Origin of the sequence: Thiothrix sp. UBA5583, assembly GCA_002425225.1 — a bacterium.
Classification (GTDB): Bacteria; Pseudomonadota; Gammaproteobacteria; order Thiotrichales; family Thiotrichaceae; genus Thiothrix; species Thiothrix moscowensis.
Window position 1 is genome coordinate 56,820 of record DILV01000027.1, and the last position, 14,046, is coordinate 70,865.

The window sequence follows — 14,046 nt, forward strand, 5'->3', positions numbered from 1 at the left end:
TTGATTATATTGCTGAGCGAAATTGAAAGATGGCACGTATTACGGTTGAAGACTGCTTGCAGCATGTGGATAACAATTTTGAACTGGTATTGAAGGCTGCCAAACGCGCCCGTGACATTTCCCACGGTGCGCAACCATTGGTGGCGGAAGAGGGCGACAAGCCCACGGTGATTGCCCTGCGCGAAATCGCTGAAGGGCTATTGAGTCAGAAGCCAGTGGTGATTTCCACTTTTTCCCTGCATGACTAAATCACGCTGAAAATGCCCGCCTGAGATTCGCTCTCCGGCGGGCTTTTTCATTGTGGGTTTTTGTCGCTCGCCGCCCTTGCGTTGTCCAGTGAGGAGGTCATTATGTCGGAAGATAACAGCTACATCGGGTCATTTGCTGCCGCTGATGGTGGTGCTGGTGCGTTTTCTGCCGGGAATAACCGTGACAGCACGGACAATGGTGAACAGGATCAACAGGTAATGCCTACCCCGACTGCTCCTCAACCCCCTGAAAAACAGCCAGTGCCCAAGCCACAGAGTGCTTTCCGTGCGGCTGATCTGATGCGCTTGGTTGAGCGCTACATGAGCGAGGCTGGAACCAACAAGGTCTACGATGCATTTCTGATGGCGGCGGAAAAGCACGATGGTGCACTGCGTGCCGACAAGGTGACACCCTATATTACCCACCCACTGGAAGTTGCCCACAATCTCGCCCAGTTGTATCTGGATGAAGATACTCTGTGTGCTGCCTTGTTGCATGATGTGCTGGAAGATACCACTTGCCCGCGTGAAGAAATAGCCGACAAGTTTGGTGAAACGGTCGCGGTACTGGTGGAGGGTGTCACCAAACTCAAGCGCAATGACGAGCTGCCCACCAAGGAAGCCGTCACCATCGCCAGTTTCCACAAGATGATGCAGGCCATGACCAAGGATTTCCGGGTAGTGCTAATCAAGTTGGCGGATCGTTTGCACAACATGCAAACCTTGGGGAATATGCCCCCGGAAAAACGGCGACGCATTGCCCATGAAACTGCCACCACCTATGTGGCACTGGCACGCCGTCTGGGGATGAATGACATTCGCCGCAAGTTGCAATGGCTGGTGTTCCAGAACCTGTATGCTTGGCGTAGCCAGATCCTGCAAAAAGCCCTCGACACCTATCAGGCAGAGCACGAAGCAGAGCACCAGAAACTGTTCGACAGTATTGAACAAGCTCTGCAAGCCGCCATTCCCCGCAGTAACACCATGAAATGGGACAAAAACCTGTTCCGGGTATACGAGCAATGCCGTCGCAAACGGGTTAAATTCCGTCAGCAGTGTGACTTGCTGGAAATCAGCGTGCAGGTTGGTGAAATCAGTGAGTGCTATCAGGCTATGGGTGTCATTCATGGGATGTTCCGCCCGCGTATGGGGTCGGTGCGGGATTTCATTGCAGCCCCGCGTGCGTTCGGTTTTCAGGCATTGCAGACCACGGTCACGGCGAAAAATGGGCAGGTAATCCGCTTCCAAATCCAGACCCGCGACATGTTTCACATGGCGCAGTTCGGTATGGCATCCTGCTGGCGTTACCCGGATGCGCGTTCCTCTCAGAAAGCGGAATATACCCAGTCGGTTTTCCAGTCCTGGGTGGAACGGGTCAAGGACTTTGACAGTCAGGCGCAAAACCCGGATGAGTTTTATGCAGACATGCAGGCTGACATGTTCCAGACGGAAATTTATGCCTATACCCCGGCGGGTGAGGTCAAGGAGTTTCCACGTGGGGCGACCTTGGTGGATTTTGCCTATGCTGTGCATACCGAAGTTGGGCATCGCTGTGTCGGGGCATTGGTGGATGGCAAATCTATGCCCTTGCGTACCCGTATTCCCAACGATATGGCAACCATCAGGATCCTCATGGGCAAAACAGCCAGACCACAGTTGGGATGGTTGAATTTCGTCAAGACCAGTTCGGCGCATTCTGCCATCCGTAGCTGGTTGCGTCAGCACGGGGAATTGCCGGTGCGGGGCGAGCGTGAGGCCGGGCAGAAAATGTCTGCTAATATTGTGGTGGACGTGCGCGATGTTAAAGGTATGTTGCGTCAGATTACCAAAAGTCTGGATGGTCTGGATGTGAACATCGTCGACCTGAAAATTATCGGCGAGGGGCGCATCAAGCAGGATGCTTTTACCTTGCAGGTTGATGATGCCAGTCATTTACAAGAAGTCATTCGTCAGCTAAAACTCATCCCCAATGTATTGAATGTTTACAAGTCGACGAAAAAGGACAGCAATGAATAAGACCATCATTTCCACCAGCGATGCTCCGCAAGCCATCGGCACGTATTCCCAGGCTGTGAAGGTGGGCGATACTGTGTACCTTTCCGGGCAAATTCCACTGGTTCCCGAGACCATGCAGATGGTGGAAGGCGGCATCGCTGCACAGGTGCGCCAGGTATTCCGCAATCTGGCAGCCGTGGCGGAAGCTGCTGGTGGTTCACTGAATGATTGTGTGAAAGTGCATGTGTTTCTGACCGATCTGGTCAATTTTCCCGTTGTGAATCAGGTAATGGCCGAGTTTTTTGTCGAGCCTTACCCGGCTCGTGCAGCCATTGGCGTTGCTTCACTGCCACGTAGTGCGCAGGTTGAGGTCGATTGCATCATGGTGTTGGACTAGTTTTTCCGTAAATCCCCCGTTTGAACCCCTTTCCCCGGCAATGGGGCGAGGGGGCTTGCAAGAGTGTCTCCCTCATGTATCAGCTTGCTGCGATTGATCTTGGTTCCAACAGTTTCCACATGATTGTGGTGCAGGTCGATGACAATGACGCTATCACGGTGCTGGATCGCCTGCGGGAGCCAGTGCGGCTGGGTGGCGGGTTGGATGCCAAGGGCAACCTGTCAAAAGAGGCGCAGCAGCGGGCACTGGATTGCTTGCGGCGTTTCGGCGAGCGTCTCCGTGATTTTCCGTCGGAAAATGTGGCGGCGGTGGGTACGAATACCCTGCGTCTGACCAAAAATGCCCGTGAATTCCTGCATCTGGCAGAAGCGGCACTGGGGCATCCGATTGCCATTATCAGTGGTCGCGAAGAAGCCCGCCTGATTTATCTGGGGGTTGCCCATTCCCTGGCGCAGGATCAGCAGGGCAAGCGTTTTGTGATGGATATTGGCGGGGGTAGCACCGAACTGATCATCGGGCAGGGTTTCGAGCCAGTGCATCTGGAAAGCCTGCGTATGGGCTGTGTCAGCAGTAGCCGCGCCTTTTTCCCGGATGGCAAGCTGGGCAAAGCCTGCTGGGACAAGGCCATTACCGCAGCCTTGCTGGAATTGCGCCCGATCAAGGCATCCTACCGCACGATTGGCTGGGAGTCTGCTACCGGTGCATCGGGTACGATCCGGTCGGTGAAAAAGGTTATCCAGCAAACCGGGCTGGCTCCTTACGGCATTACGCTGGAACACATGTACCGGGTGCGTGAAATGATGATCGAAGCTGGGCATCTCGATAAACTCAAGTTGCCGGGTTTGAGCGACGAGCGCAAGCCGGTGTTCGCCGGGGGGCTGGCGGTGCTGATTGCAGTGTTTGAAGCCCTGAAAATCGAGCGCATGTCAGTGTCGGATGGGGCGTTGCGCGAAGGGCTGATCTACGACCGGCTGGAACGTTATCAGCATCACGACATGCGCGACCAGACCGTTAAATTGTGGCAGCAACGTTTTCAGGTTGACCAGATGTATGCCGAGACGGTGAAAAGCACTGCGCACAGCCTGTTTAACCGTTGCCGTGATGACTGGAAACTGCCCGGTCATCTGGATACCTTGCTGGGTTGGGCGGCTGATTTGCACGAAGTTGGTCTGGCAGTATCCCACAGCAGTTACCACAAACACGGTGCTTATTTGCTGGAAAATGCCGATTTGCCGGGGTTTTCCACCGCAGAGCAACGCTGGTTGAGTGTGCTGGTGCGTACCCACCGGCAGAAAATTTCCTCTAGGCTGTTTGATTTATTGGATGCGGAAGATTACCAGAATGCCTTGTATTTGAGCGTATTGCTGCGGCTGGCGGTATTATTGCACCGTTCCCACAAGGAAGCTGCCCCGCGTATTGAACGCATCAAATTGGGCAAAAGCAGGCTGGAACTCTGTTTTCTGGATGACATCCGCAGCCGCAAGCCGCTGCTGACTGCCGATCTGGAGCGTGAACAGGCGTTTTTGCGGGCAGTGAAAATGGAACTGGTGTTCTAACGCCGTTTTTCTGCGGGCAGAAACAGGGTAGGGCTGTAGCTCTGCTCAGCTTCTTCGATACGGCGGGTCTGGGCACGGCGTGCAAGTTGCGGTGCCATTTCTTGCAAGCGCACATACAGGTCGCGGGCAGCGCGTGACGGCTGGCTGACGGCAGCATTGGGGTGATGGGCTGCGTGTTTTGCCAGCTTTTCCATCAGGTATTGGGCTTCCACTGCATACAGAATCTGGTATTGGGCATACAAGGTATAGCGCCCAACGGTTTGCCAGCGCTGGATGATCTCCTGCATGGGTTTTTCCAACTCGTAATTGGCTTCATCATCCAGATAATTATGAATCTGCCGCAGGCTGTTCTCGATCTTGATCTGATTATCATGCAAGATTTGCAGGCTGCTGATCAGGGTGTGTTCTTGTTTACTCTGTAGCCATTGCAGCAAAAACTGGCGGTTTTTTTCGGTATATGGCTCGAAATAACGTTCCATGCGCGGGTTTTTCAGGTCGCGGGGAATATCGGTGTTTTCCAGTTGCTTACGGGCAGCGAGCAGCAACTGGTCGATTTCTGCCTGTTCCGCTTGGTCAGAGGTATTGTCGAAGGCTTGCGCATCCTTGATCTTGTCTACCAGCAGGTTGGATTCTTCCTCAAATACCTTGGCAACGTAACGGCTTTGCCCGGTCTGGTAGTGTATCCAGAATTCGCGCAGGCTCAGGTCTACGGCTTTGTCAGTGGCACGCAAGGCTTCCAAGCCTGACCAGCGGATATTGATGATGTCGTTGAGGAATTTGATTTGAGTGGGAGAGGCTTCCGCCCATTGTTTGACTTCCTTGAAAAAGGTTCGCAATTCAGCCAGCCGTTGTTTGAGGCTGCTGCGGTAAGCATTCAGGTTGGGGTAGTTCTGGGCAACGAAGGCATCCATTTCCGTGGGGGCGGGCTGGATGGGTGTGCCGGTTGGTTCGTCAATGATGGCATTTGCCTGGGTGGGTTCTGCTGGATTGCTGTCTTCGTGCAGGTTCCAGAAGAACTTGAGCGTGCCGAAAATCATCAGGCCAACAAAAGCAATGACGGTGATCAGGCGCGTTTCACCCGTCATGCCAAACTGAGCCAGAAAGCGGGGCAGCCAGCGGGCGAACAAAAATATCCCGACTGCGGCAAGCAGCCCGAGCAGGATCATGGGCAAACCGGATAACGCCAGTATCATGTGTAGCAACGTGATTGAATCATGCCGGAATTGTAGTGTGTTTTTAGTAGCGTATGTACTTTGCGCTGGCAAAATGCCCAGTTTGACCGCTATTCACCGATACGCAACAAATGTGCTTGACAACCCTCGGGCAAAACGCTGTAATAGCGCCCTCAGTTGGCCGGGTAGCTCAGTTGGTAGAGCAGGGGATTGAAAATCCCCGTGTCGGCGGTTCGATTCCGTCCCCGGCCACCACCGTATTTTCGATTACCCCCTTTAGCCTGCAAGAGCAGGCTTTCTTTCTGCAAGCCTCAACCTTTACACCCCTCCAGGCAGTTTTCCTGACAGAAGGGGCGGGTCAGTGCTTATTACTTCCTCACTCCCTCAACCGACAAAATCATCTCCACTTCCTGCGAAGCTGGCCCTAGGTCTTTCTTGATGTCGAAATCTTTCAGTGCAAACTTGGTGCTACCCTCAAACCCACGGCGGAAACCACCCCAAGGGTCTTTGCCCGCGCCGATTTCCTTGACATCAATGGTAAGCGGCTTGGTCACGCCATTCAGGGTGAGGTTGCCTTCCAGCTTGCCGCCGCTGTATTTGGTGCTGACAAACTTGGCTTCCGGGTATTTTTCCACATTGAGGAAATCATCCCCGCGCAAGTGCTTGTCGCGCTCAGCATGGTTGGAGTTGACGCTGGTGGTATCAATGGTCACTTCGATCTTGGCGGCTTCTGGTTGCTTTTCGTCGTAGCTGAAATTGCCGCTGAATTTGTCAAAACGCCCGTACAGCCAGCTATAGCCCAGATGCTGGATGCGGAACTGGATGAAAGCGTGCATCCCTTCGGTATCAATCACGTAATCTTCCGCGTGTGCCGCTGTGCCTGAAAGCAAGCCCAATGCCAGCAGTGAAGTTGCAATTGTCTTTTTCATGTTTGTCTCCTTTGTGTTTAGCCCTTGCCCAACATACGGGTCAAGGTGTTGTCTTTCCAATAGAAATGGTGGATGAAAGCAGCCAGCGCATGTACGCCGACCAGTAAAATGAATAAAGTCCCGGCAATTTCGTGAATCTCACCTGCCAGTTCCCCACGTTCCTTGCTTTGCGGCAATAACGCGGGCAACTCAAACAGCTCGAACACGTTAATGCCATGCCCTTTTGCCGTCGAAATCAGGTAGCCGCTGACCAGCATCACCAGCAACAAGCCATACAATGCCACATGCCCCAGTTTTGCTGCCAGATGGGCGATGTCCGGTGCGTGACTAGCTGCCGGTAGTGGGCGCGGCTGTGAATGCATCCACGCCAGTCGTGCCAACACCAAACCACCCAGCATCACCCCCGCTGCCTTGTGCCATTTCGGCAGGGTGTGATACAGCGCGTCGTAATACTCCAGCCCGACCATGTAATCGCCACTGAAATACATCCCGATTAACGCCACCGCCATGATCCAGTGCAGTGCAATCGACACCAGACCATACGTTTTTTCCGAATTTCCAAGCTGCATAGCCATCTCCTACGGCAAATCAAACACCAGAAACTCCGCATCCGTTGCCGTTGTCATCAGTAGTTCCGCCTCATCCCGAATCTGCACAGCATCGCCTGCCTGCAAGTTCACTCCATTCAGTATCATTTCCCCACGTGCCACATGTACATAAACCGCCCGTCCAGCGGGTTTCTGATAACTGAGCGCATCGCCTGCCTGCAACACACTTGCATACAAACTGGCATCGGTATTCATGCGCAACGAACCGTCACGACCATCCTCAGAGGCAACCAGTTGCAAACGTCCACGCCGTTCTTCCAAAGGAAAATATTCCTGCGCATAGCCGGGTTGGATGCCACTGAATTTGGGTTGAATCCATATTTGCAGCAAGTGCAAGGTTTCGTCGCTGGTGGGGTTAAATTCCGAATGCAAAATCCCGCGTCCGGCGCTCATGCGCTGCACTTCACCGGGGCGGATGGTGCTGCCATTACCCAGACTATCCTTGTGCGCCACTGCACCCGCCAGCACGTAGGTGATGATTTCCATGTCACGATGCCCGTGCATCGGAAAACCGCCTTTAGCTGCCACCCAATCCTCATTGATCACTCGCAGGGTGGAAAAGCCCATACGTTGCGGGTCGTAATACTCGCCAAACGAAAAGCTGTGGCGGCTATCCAGCCACTCATTTTTGAATGCACCACGTGAATCCGCTCTGATAATTTCCATGTGAAGCCTCCTTTCTGTGACTGCTGTTTACTTGAGTGAAAGTATAGGATTTGATATTTTGTTAATGAAGATATTAAATGTGAAATAACTATTAACTAAAAGTTGAGATGAGTCGACTCGAATCCATGCAGCAATTCGTGGCAGTGGTGGATGCAGGCAGCATCACCGAAGCTGCCGATAAACTGGGGTTAACCGTAGCCGCTGTCAGCAAACGCCTGAAATTGCTGGAAACGGATTTGGGAACACGCCTGCTGACCCGCAATACCCGCCAACTTGCCGTCACCGAAGCTGGGCAGTATTACTACCAGCATTGCCGTGCCATCCTTGATGAAGTTGGGCGGGTTGAGCAGCACTTGCAAGCCCTGCAAGGCAAACTCAGCGGCACGTTACGCATCAATATGCCGATGACCTACGGCAAAGTGCGCCTGAGCAAACTGTTGCTGCGTTTTTTGCAGCATCACCCCAACATCCAGCTCACCACGCATCTGGATGATGCTTACGTGGATGTTGCCAGCGGTGAATACGATGTCGTCATCCGCATTGGCACGCTGGATGATTCCGGCTTGGTTGCCCGCAAGCTGGAAAATGCCTATTTGCAGGCGGTAGCTTCCCCGGCTTATCTCGCCCAATACGGTATGCCTCAAACCCCGCAGGAACTCGCGACACATCGCGGTTTGATTTACACCAACGTCAGTCAGCGCGAAGGTTGGGCATTTTTTGATAGCCAAGGCAAGCCGATCACAGTACAAGTACGTGGGCAATTCTTTGCCAATAACGGTGAAGTGTTGAAACAAGCGGCAATTGCCGGGGTCGGAGTAGCCTATTTGCCTGATTTTGAAGTGAACGATGCTTTGTTGAGCGGGGAGTTGGTGCGGCTATTACCCAATTACGCCGCACCTTCTGTGACTGTCTATGCCTTGTACCCCACGCGCCAGTTCCTGCCGGAAAAGACGCGGGCGTTGGTGGAATTTCTCATCCACGAATTGCAGGTTGGGTGAGTTATGCCGGACGGCGTTTTTGCCAGAAGTAATACACGATAATCACTACCGCGACAAACGCCAAGGTTGCCAGCGTAATACTGGTCAGGTTTTCTTTGAGCAATGCCTGGTTGTCACCAATGAAATAGCCGAGGAAGGCCAAAATCATCACCCACAAACCCGCACCCAGACCGGTGTAAAATGAAAACATCGGGATATTCATCCGTGCCAACCCAGCAGGCAAGGAAATGTACTGACGTACTGCCGGAATCAACCGCCCGGTAAACGTGGAAACATGCCCGTGTTTGGCAAAAAACCGTTCCATGCGTTCCAATGTTTCTTCCTTGAACATCACGTATTTGCCGTAACGCACCAGAAACGGTCGCCCAAACTTTACTGCCAGCCAGTAATTGAACAACGCCCCGCCAAGGCTGCCTGCAATCCCGGCGGCAATCGCCAGCCAAATATCCATTTTTCCTTGGTGTGCCAGATAGCCTGCCGGGATCATTGCCACTTCGCTGGGGAAGGGAAAGAAACTGGATTCGAGAAACATCATCACAAAAATGCCGGTATAACCCCAGCCGTGGACAGCTTCCACTATCCAATTAATCACGTCGTGTAGCATTATTAATCTCTTGGTTAATTACAAATGGTCGGAAGCGTAATCCGCCAGCCGTGAACGTTCCCCACGTTGCAGGGTGACGTGTCCGCCGTGTTCCCAGCCTTTGAATCGGTCAACGACGTAGGTTAGACCAGATGAGGTTTCCGTCAAGTAAGGCGTATCAATTTGGGCTATATTGCCCAAACACACCACCTTGGTTCCGGGGCCTGCACGGGTGATCAGGGTTTTCATCTGCTTCGGTGTCAGGTTTTGCGCTTCGTCGATGATGATGAAGCGATTGAGGAAGGTACGCCCGCGCATGAAATTCAGTGAGCGGATTTTGATCTTGCTCATCAGGAATTCATCCGTGGCAGTGCGTCCCCATTTGCCGCCATTGCTGGGTTGGGTCAGCACTTCAAGGTTGTCCATCAATGCCCCCATCCACGGAGTCATCTTTTCCTCTTCCGTACCGGGCAGGAAACCGATGTCTTCACCCACTGGCACCGTCACGCGGGTCATGATGATTTCCTTGTAGAGCTGTTCATCCAGTGTTTGTGCCAGCCCTGCCGCCAGGGTCAACAGGGTTTTACCTGTACCTGCGGCACCCAGCAGGGTCACAATGTCGATTTCCGGATCCATCAGCAAGTTAAGGGCGAAATTCTGTTCACGGTTACGAGCAGTAATGCCCCACACGCTGTGGCGTGGCTCTGAATAATCACGGATGGTTTCGATAACCGCATGATCAAGCGCTTTTTCGCGCACAATCGCTTCAAACGGTGAATCACCGGGCATGGCAATAAAATGCCCCGGCAGCCATTCGCTGGTCATGGGACCGGATAATTTGTAGAAAGTGTGTCCCTGTTCCTGCCACGATTTCATTTCTTTGGAATGCTTTTCCCAGAAATCAGGGGGTAACTCATGGAAACCCGTCGGCAACAGGTCGGCATCATCCAGCACCTGGTCATTGAAGTAATCTTCTGCCTTCAGCCCGACAATGGTGGCTTTGATCCGCAGGTTGATGTCTTTGGAAACCAGGATGACATCATGTTCCGGGTATTTGTCACGCAGGCTCAGCGCAACACTGAGGATGTTGTTGTCGGGGGAATCCCCAGGCAGATTGCGTGGCAACTGGTGGTTCAGGGCTTCTGTCTGGAACAGCAAACGCCCGCTGGCGGCTTTACCATTCCCCGCAAACGTATCAGCGACCAATGAAACACCTTCATGGATCGAGGCTGCATCCACCCCGGTCATCAGGTCGTCCATAAAGCGGCTGACCTGACGCACGTTGCGTGCCACTTCCGACACTCCTTTTTTGCTGCGATCCAGTTCTTCCAGCACCACCATCGGTAGGAAAATGTCATGTTCCTGAAAGCGGAACAGGGCAGTGGGGTCGTGCATCAGCACATTGGTATCAAGGACAAACAGACGTTTTTCGTGGGTATGGGGGGCGTGTACCGGGCTCATGTTGTTCCTGTAATTGTAGTCATTCGGATAAGGCTTGCGCGGCTGCCAGTACGGCATCTACATGACCTTTGACGGAAACTTTTCTCCATTCATGGCGCAGGATGCCCTGTTTGTCAATCAGGAAGGTGCTGCGCTCAATGCCGAGTACCTGTTTGCCATACATGTTTTTCAGTTTGATGACATCGAACAGGTTACTCAGGGCCTCATCCTTGTCAGACAACAATTCGAATGGAAATGACTGTTTGGCCTTGAAGTTTTCGTGGGAAGTCAGGCTGTCACGCGAAATACCAAACACTTCGGTATCTGCTGCCTGAAACTGCGCATAGGCATCCCGAAAATCCTGCCCTTCTGTCGTGCATCCGGGGGTGCTGTCCTTGGGATAAAAATAGAGGACAACCTTGGACTTGTCTCTGAATTCAGACAGGCGGAAGGTTTTTCCGGAAGTCGCCGGGGCGCTGAAATCGGTAACAATCTCGTCAATATGGGGGGTAGTCATACGGGCTCCTGTTGTTTCATGATAAGTGGCAGTCACGCTCATTCCGTGTAGTGCTTGTGTTTCATTAACTGCGCCAGTAGTATGCTGTCAAATTATTTTTTGGAGGAATACATGTTTCGCGGCAGTATGGTGGCACTCATTACCCCGATGACAGCAAACGGGGACATTGATGAGGCAGCATTGGAAGCACTGGTGGCTTTTCATCTGGAAAACGGCACTGATGCCATTGTGGCAGTCGGTACTACTGGCGAGTCGGCAACCTTGTCTTACGAGGAACACCGGCATGTAATCAAACGTGTGGTTCATCTGGTTGGCGGCAAAATTCCGGTGATAGCGGGCACAGGCTCCAATAGCACCACCGAAGCCGTCGAAATGACCCGGTATGCCATGCAGGATGGGGCTGATGCCTGCCTGCTGGTAACGCCTTACTACAACAAGCCAACCCAGGAAGGCTTGTACCGGCATTACAAACTGATTGCTGAACAGGTTGCCATTCCGCAAATTCTCTACAATGTACCAGGGCGTACAGCGTGTGATTTGTTGCCGGAAACTGTAGAGCGTCTGGCCTCCATTTCCAATATCGTGGGTATCAAGGAAGCAACCGGCAATCTGGAACGCGCCAAAGACATACTGGATCGCTGCGGCGACCGTATGGATTTGTATAGCGGCGATGATGCCACCGCAATGGAACTGATCCTGCTGGGTGGCAAGGGTGACATATCTGTCACTGCCAACGTTGCCCCCAAAGCCATGCACGAGATGTGTGCAGCAGCAATGGCAGGCGATCGTGATACAGCAAGCCGTATCAATGCCACACTGGAAGATTTGCACAAAGACCTGTTCCTGGAACCGAACCCGATTCCAGTCAAATGGGCGCTGGCCCGTATGGGTTATGGGGATGAACAGGGCATCCGTCTGCCGCTGGTAGCATGTTCCGAGGCTGTTCAGCCACGGGTGCTAGCCGCTATGCGCAGGGCAGGCATTGAGTGTTAGTTGTTAAACGGTATACAGAATGAATTCCATGAATATCCGCTATCTGTCACGTTCGGCTTTGGTCATCAGCTCTGTGCTGGTGTTGTCAGCTTGTGGTTCCCTGAATTTTGATGTCGGCGACCGGATCGATTACAAAAACAGCCGCAGCATTAATGCGCTGGAAGTTCCGCCAGATTTGAATTCACCTGCTTACGATCCAAAGTTCGCTGTTATTCCGGGAAGTGCGGTTAGTGCCTCGGCACTGGCGCAAGGTTCAGCGCAAAGCGACAGTCGTGCCGTATTGCCTGCCAATGCAGGTCTGCAAATCATGCGGGATGGTAATGTGCGCTGGTTGCAAGTCAGTGCGCCTGCGGAAGCTGTTTGGCCAAAGTTGCAGGAATTCTGGCGTGTCATGGGTGTCGATCTCAAGCGTGATGAACCACGGGTTGGCATCATGGAAACTGACTGGGCAGAAAACAAGGCGGAAATCCCGTTGGATGGTATCCGCAAACTGCTGGGCAAAGCCTTTGAAGGTATGTATGACGCAGGCAGCCGTGACCGCTATAAAATGCGTCTGGAGCGTCCGTCAGCACAAGTAACCAATGTATACCTCAGCCATGAGCGTGCTGAAGAGATTGTCAGCGGTACGGGTACAAAATGGCAGTACGCCCCATCCAGACCAGAGCTGGAAGGTGAAATGCTCAATCGCCTGATGATTTTCATGCAGGGGGGCGATCCTGCGAAAAGCGCAGCCCCTATTCCAGAGTCAACACTTACTGCTGTGCCGGTCGCTATGACCAAGCTGGATGCTGGTCAGCCAGCCTTGCTGGTGGGTGGTGGTGCTAATGATGTGTGGATTCGTACAGGCATTATGCTCGGTCGCATTGGTTTAAGTATTGAAGGCCAGCAACGTGAGCAGGGTATTTACGTCGCCACCTATCAGGGTGATACCCGCGATCAGGAAAAACAGGGTTTCTTTACCCGCATGTTCAAGTCTGACCGCGATGTGCTAAAAATTGGGGCACGTTATCAGGTACAAATTGCTGATGCAGGTAATCGTAGCGTCATTACAGTCGGTGATGCGGATGGCTCCCCCTTGAATCCTGCGATTGCCAACGGCTTGCTGGAGCGCCTGAAAGCCGAATTTGAACGCTAATGCTGCGCTTTGCTTCACTCGGTAGTGGCAGCAAAGGCAATGGTACGCTCATAGAATCCGGGAAAACCCGGATTCTGCTTGATTGTGGTTTTACCCTTGGTGAAACAGAGCGCCGCTTGCACCGTTTGGGCTGCCCGCCGCAATCACTGACTGCCATTCTGGTTACGCACGAACACAGTGATCACGCTGCTGGCGTTGGTCGACTTTCCCGCCGTTATAATCTTCCTGTATGGTTAACTGTTGGTACGCACCACTCTATGCGTGATACCCAATTTGCCAGTGCCCATTTCATTAATGTACATCAGGAATTGGATGTGCACGACTTGCACATTACTCCCTTTCCGGTTCCTCATGATGCCCGTGAACCCTGCCAGTTCGTCTTCAGTGATGGAAATAGGCGTTTGGGTATCCTTACGGATGTTGGCAGTCACACGCCGCTGATTATCCAGATGTTACAGCGTCTGGATGCCTTGATGCTGGAATGTAATTACGATGCCAACATGCTCGCCAACGGGCCTTACCCGCCGTCACTCAAAGCGCGTGTTGCCGGGCGTTACGGTCATTTGGACAATAAACAATCCACATATTTGCTGGAGCAGATTGATTTGGGTGGTTTACAACACCTGATTGGGATGCATCTGAGCGAAAATAACAATTTGCCCGAATATGCCCATCAGGCTTTGTGTAATGGAGCTGGTTGTGAGCAAGGCTGGATTCAGCTTGCAAATCAACGTGATGGCATTGGCTGGTGCGAAGTCTGCTAAAAAGTTTCAAGAAAGTTTCATAAAAACAGTTGACGGCTCTAAGTC

General features: G+C 52.7%; 15 protein-coding genes and 1 tRNA gene. 9 read left to right on the forward strand and 7 right to left on the reverse strand.

Annotation, left to right across the window (positions count from 1 at the left end; all coding sequences use genetic code 11):
* Nucleotides 1-29: 29 nt before the first annotated feature.
* The 4 genes from rpoZ (at nucleotide 30) to ppx (ending at nucleotide 4,196) form a co-directional block, all read left to right on the forward strand.
* Nucleotides 30-248: a DNA-directed RNA polymerase subunit omega gene (gene rpoZ, locus B2U47_RS11045; protein ID WP_296675589.1), complete on the forward strand. Its 219-nt coding sequence runs from the start codon at nucleotides 30-32 to the stop codon at nucleotides 246-248.
* Between the two features lie 102 nt (nucleotides 249-350).
* Nucleotides 351-2,264 carry a RelA/SpoT family protein gene (locus B2U47_RS11050; protein WP_296675592.1) on the forward strand — a complete coding sequence of 638 codons (1,914 nt, stop codon included), beginning with the start codon at nucleotides 351-353 and terminating at the stop codon, nucleotides 2,262-2,264.
* Nucleotides 2,257-2,640, forward strand: coding sequence for a RidA family protein (locus B2U47_RS11055; protein WP_296675597.1), 384 nt, complete (start codon nucleotides 2,257-2,259; stop codon nucleotides 2,638-2,640). Before B2U47_RS11050 ends, B2U47_RS11055 begins: the two co-directional genes overlap by 8 nt.
* 74 nt (nucleotides 2,641-2,714) lie before the next feature.
* Nucleotides 2,715-4,196, forward strand: coding sequence for an exopolyphosphatase (gene ppx / locus B2U47_RS11060; RefSeq protein WP_296675599.1), 1,482 nt, complete (start codon nucleotides 2,715-2,717; stop codon nucleotides 4,194-4,196).
* Here ppx and B2U47_RS11065 read toward each other — a convergent pair.
* On the reverse strand, nucleotides 4,193-5,389 hold the full coding sequence (locus tag B2U47_RS11065) for a hypothetical protein (protein WP_296675602.1): 1,197 nt from the start codon (nucleotides 5,387-5,389) through the stop codon (nucleotides 4,193-4,195). The genes ppx and B2U47_RS11065 overlap by 4 nt on opposite strands.
* A 158-nt stretch (nucleotides 5,390-5,547) precedes the next feature.
* On the opposite strand from B2U47_RS11065, the gene B2U47_RS11070 reads away from it, so the two are divergent.
* Nucleotides 5,548-5,623, forward strand: a tRNA-Phe gene (locus tag B2U47_RS11070).
* 113 nt (nucleotides 5,624-5,736) lie between these two features.
* On the opposite strand, the gene B2U47_RS11075 is transcribed toward B2U47_RS11070, so the two are convergent.
* From B2U47_RS11075 to B2U47_RS11085, 3 genes are read right to left on the reverse strand one after another with little or no spacing between them, the layout of a single operon-like run.
* Entirely contained in the window at nucleotides 5,737-6,297 is a 561-nt protein-coding gene (locus B2U47_RS11075) for a YceI family protein (RefSeq protein WP_296675604.1), read from the reverse strand.
* A 17-nt stretch (nucleotides 6,298-6,314) separates the two neighbouring features.
* The gene (locus tag B2U47_RS11080; protein WP_296675606.1) at nucleotides 6,315-6,866 is read right to left on the reverse strand and encodes a cytochrome b; all 552 of its coding nucleotides are present in this window, start codon (nucleotides 6,864-6,866) and stop codon (nucleotides 6,315-6,317) included.
* 9 nt (nucleotides 6,867-6,875) lie between these two features.
* Nucleotides 6,876-7,571 carry a pirin family protein gene (locus B2U47_RS11085; protein WP_296675610.1) on the reverse strand — a complete coding sequence of 232 codons (696 nt, stop codon included), beginning with the start codon at nucleotides 7,569-7,571 and terminating at the stop codon, nucleotides 6,876-6,878.
* A gap of 107 nt (nucleotides 7,572-7,678) precedes the next feature.
* Between B2U47_RS11085 and B2U47_RS11090 the strand changes: the two genes are divergently transcribed.
* Nucleotides 7,679-8,569 carry a LysR family transcriptional regulator gene (locus B2U47_RS11090; protein ID WP_296675612.1) on the forward strand — a complete coding sequence of 297 codons (891 nt, stop codon included), beginning with the start codon at nucleotides 7,679-7,681 and terminating at the stop codon, nucleotides 8,567-8,569.
* A gap of 1 nt (nucleotide 8,570) precedes the next feature.
* Here the strand turns inward: B2U47_RS11090 and B2U47_RS11095 are convergent, their stop codons facing one another.
* From B2U47_RS11095 to B2U47_RS11105, 3 genes are read right to left on the reverse strand one after another with little or no spacing between them, the layout of a single operon-like run.
* Entirely contained in the window at nucleotides 8,571-9,173 is a 603-nt protein-coding gene (locus B2U47_RS11095; protein WP_296675615.1) for a DedA family protein, read from the reverse strand.
* A gap of 18 nt (nucleotides 9,174-9,191) precedes the next feature.
* Nucleotides 9,192-10,613: a PhoH family protein gene (locus B2U47_RS11100; RefSeq protein WP_296675618.1), complete on the reverse strand. Its 1,422-nt coding sequence runs from the start codon at nucleotides 10,611-10,613 to the stop codon at nucleotides 9,192-9,194.
* 19 nt (nucleotides 10,614-10,632) lie between these two features.
* Entirely contained in the window at nucleotides 10,633-11,109 is a 477-nt protein-coding gene (locus tag B2U47_RS11105; protein ID WP_296675621.1) for a peroxiredoxin, read from the reverse strand.
* Between the two features lie 111 nt (nucleotides 11,110-11,220).
* On the opposite strand from B2U47_RS11105, the gene dapA reads away from it, so the two are divergent.
* The 3 genes from dapA to B2U47_RS11120 are packed head-to-tail and all read left to right on the forward strand — an operon-like array spanning nucleotide 11,221 to nucleotide 14,001.
* Nucleotides 11,221-12,102, forward strand: coding sequence for a 4-hydroxy-tetrahydrodipicolinate synthase (gene dapA, locus B2U47_RS11110; protein ID WP_296675624.1), 882 nt, complete (start codon nucleotides 11,221-11,223; stop codon nucleotides 12,100-12,102).
* Between the two features lie 28 nt (nucleotides 12,103-12,130).
* Nucleotides 12,131-13,237, forward strand: a complete 1,107-nt coding sequence (gene bamC, locus B2U47_RS11115; protein WP_296675626.1) for an outer membrane protein assembly factor BamC — start codon at nucleotides 12,131-12,133, stop codon at nucleotides 13,235-13,237.
* Nucleotides 13,237-14,001, forward strand: a complete 765-nt coding sequence (locus B2U47_RS11120; protein WP_296675629.1) for an MBL fold metallo-hydrolase — start codon at nucleotides 13,237-13,239, stop codon at nucleotides 13,999-14,001. Before bamC ends, B2U47_RS11120 begins: the two co-directional genes overlap by 1 nt.
* Nucleotides 14,002-14,046 lie beyond the last annotated feature (45 nt).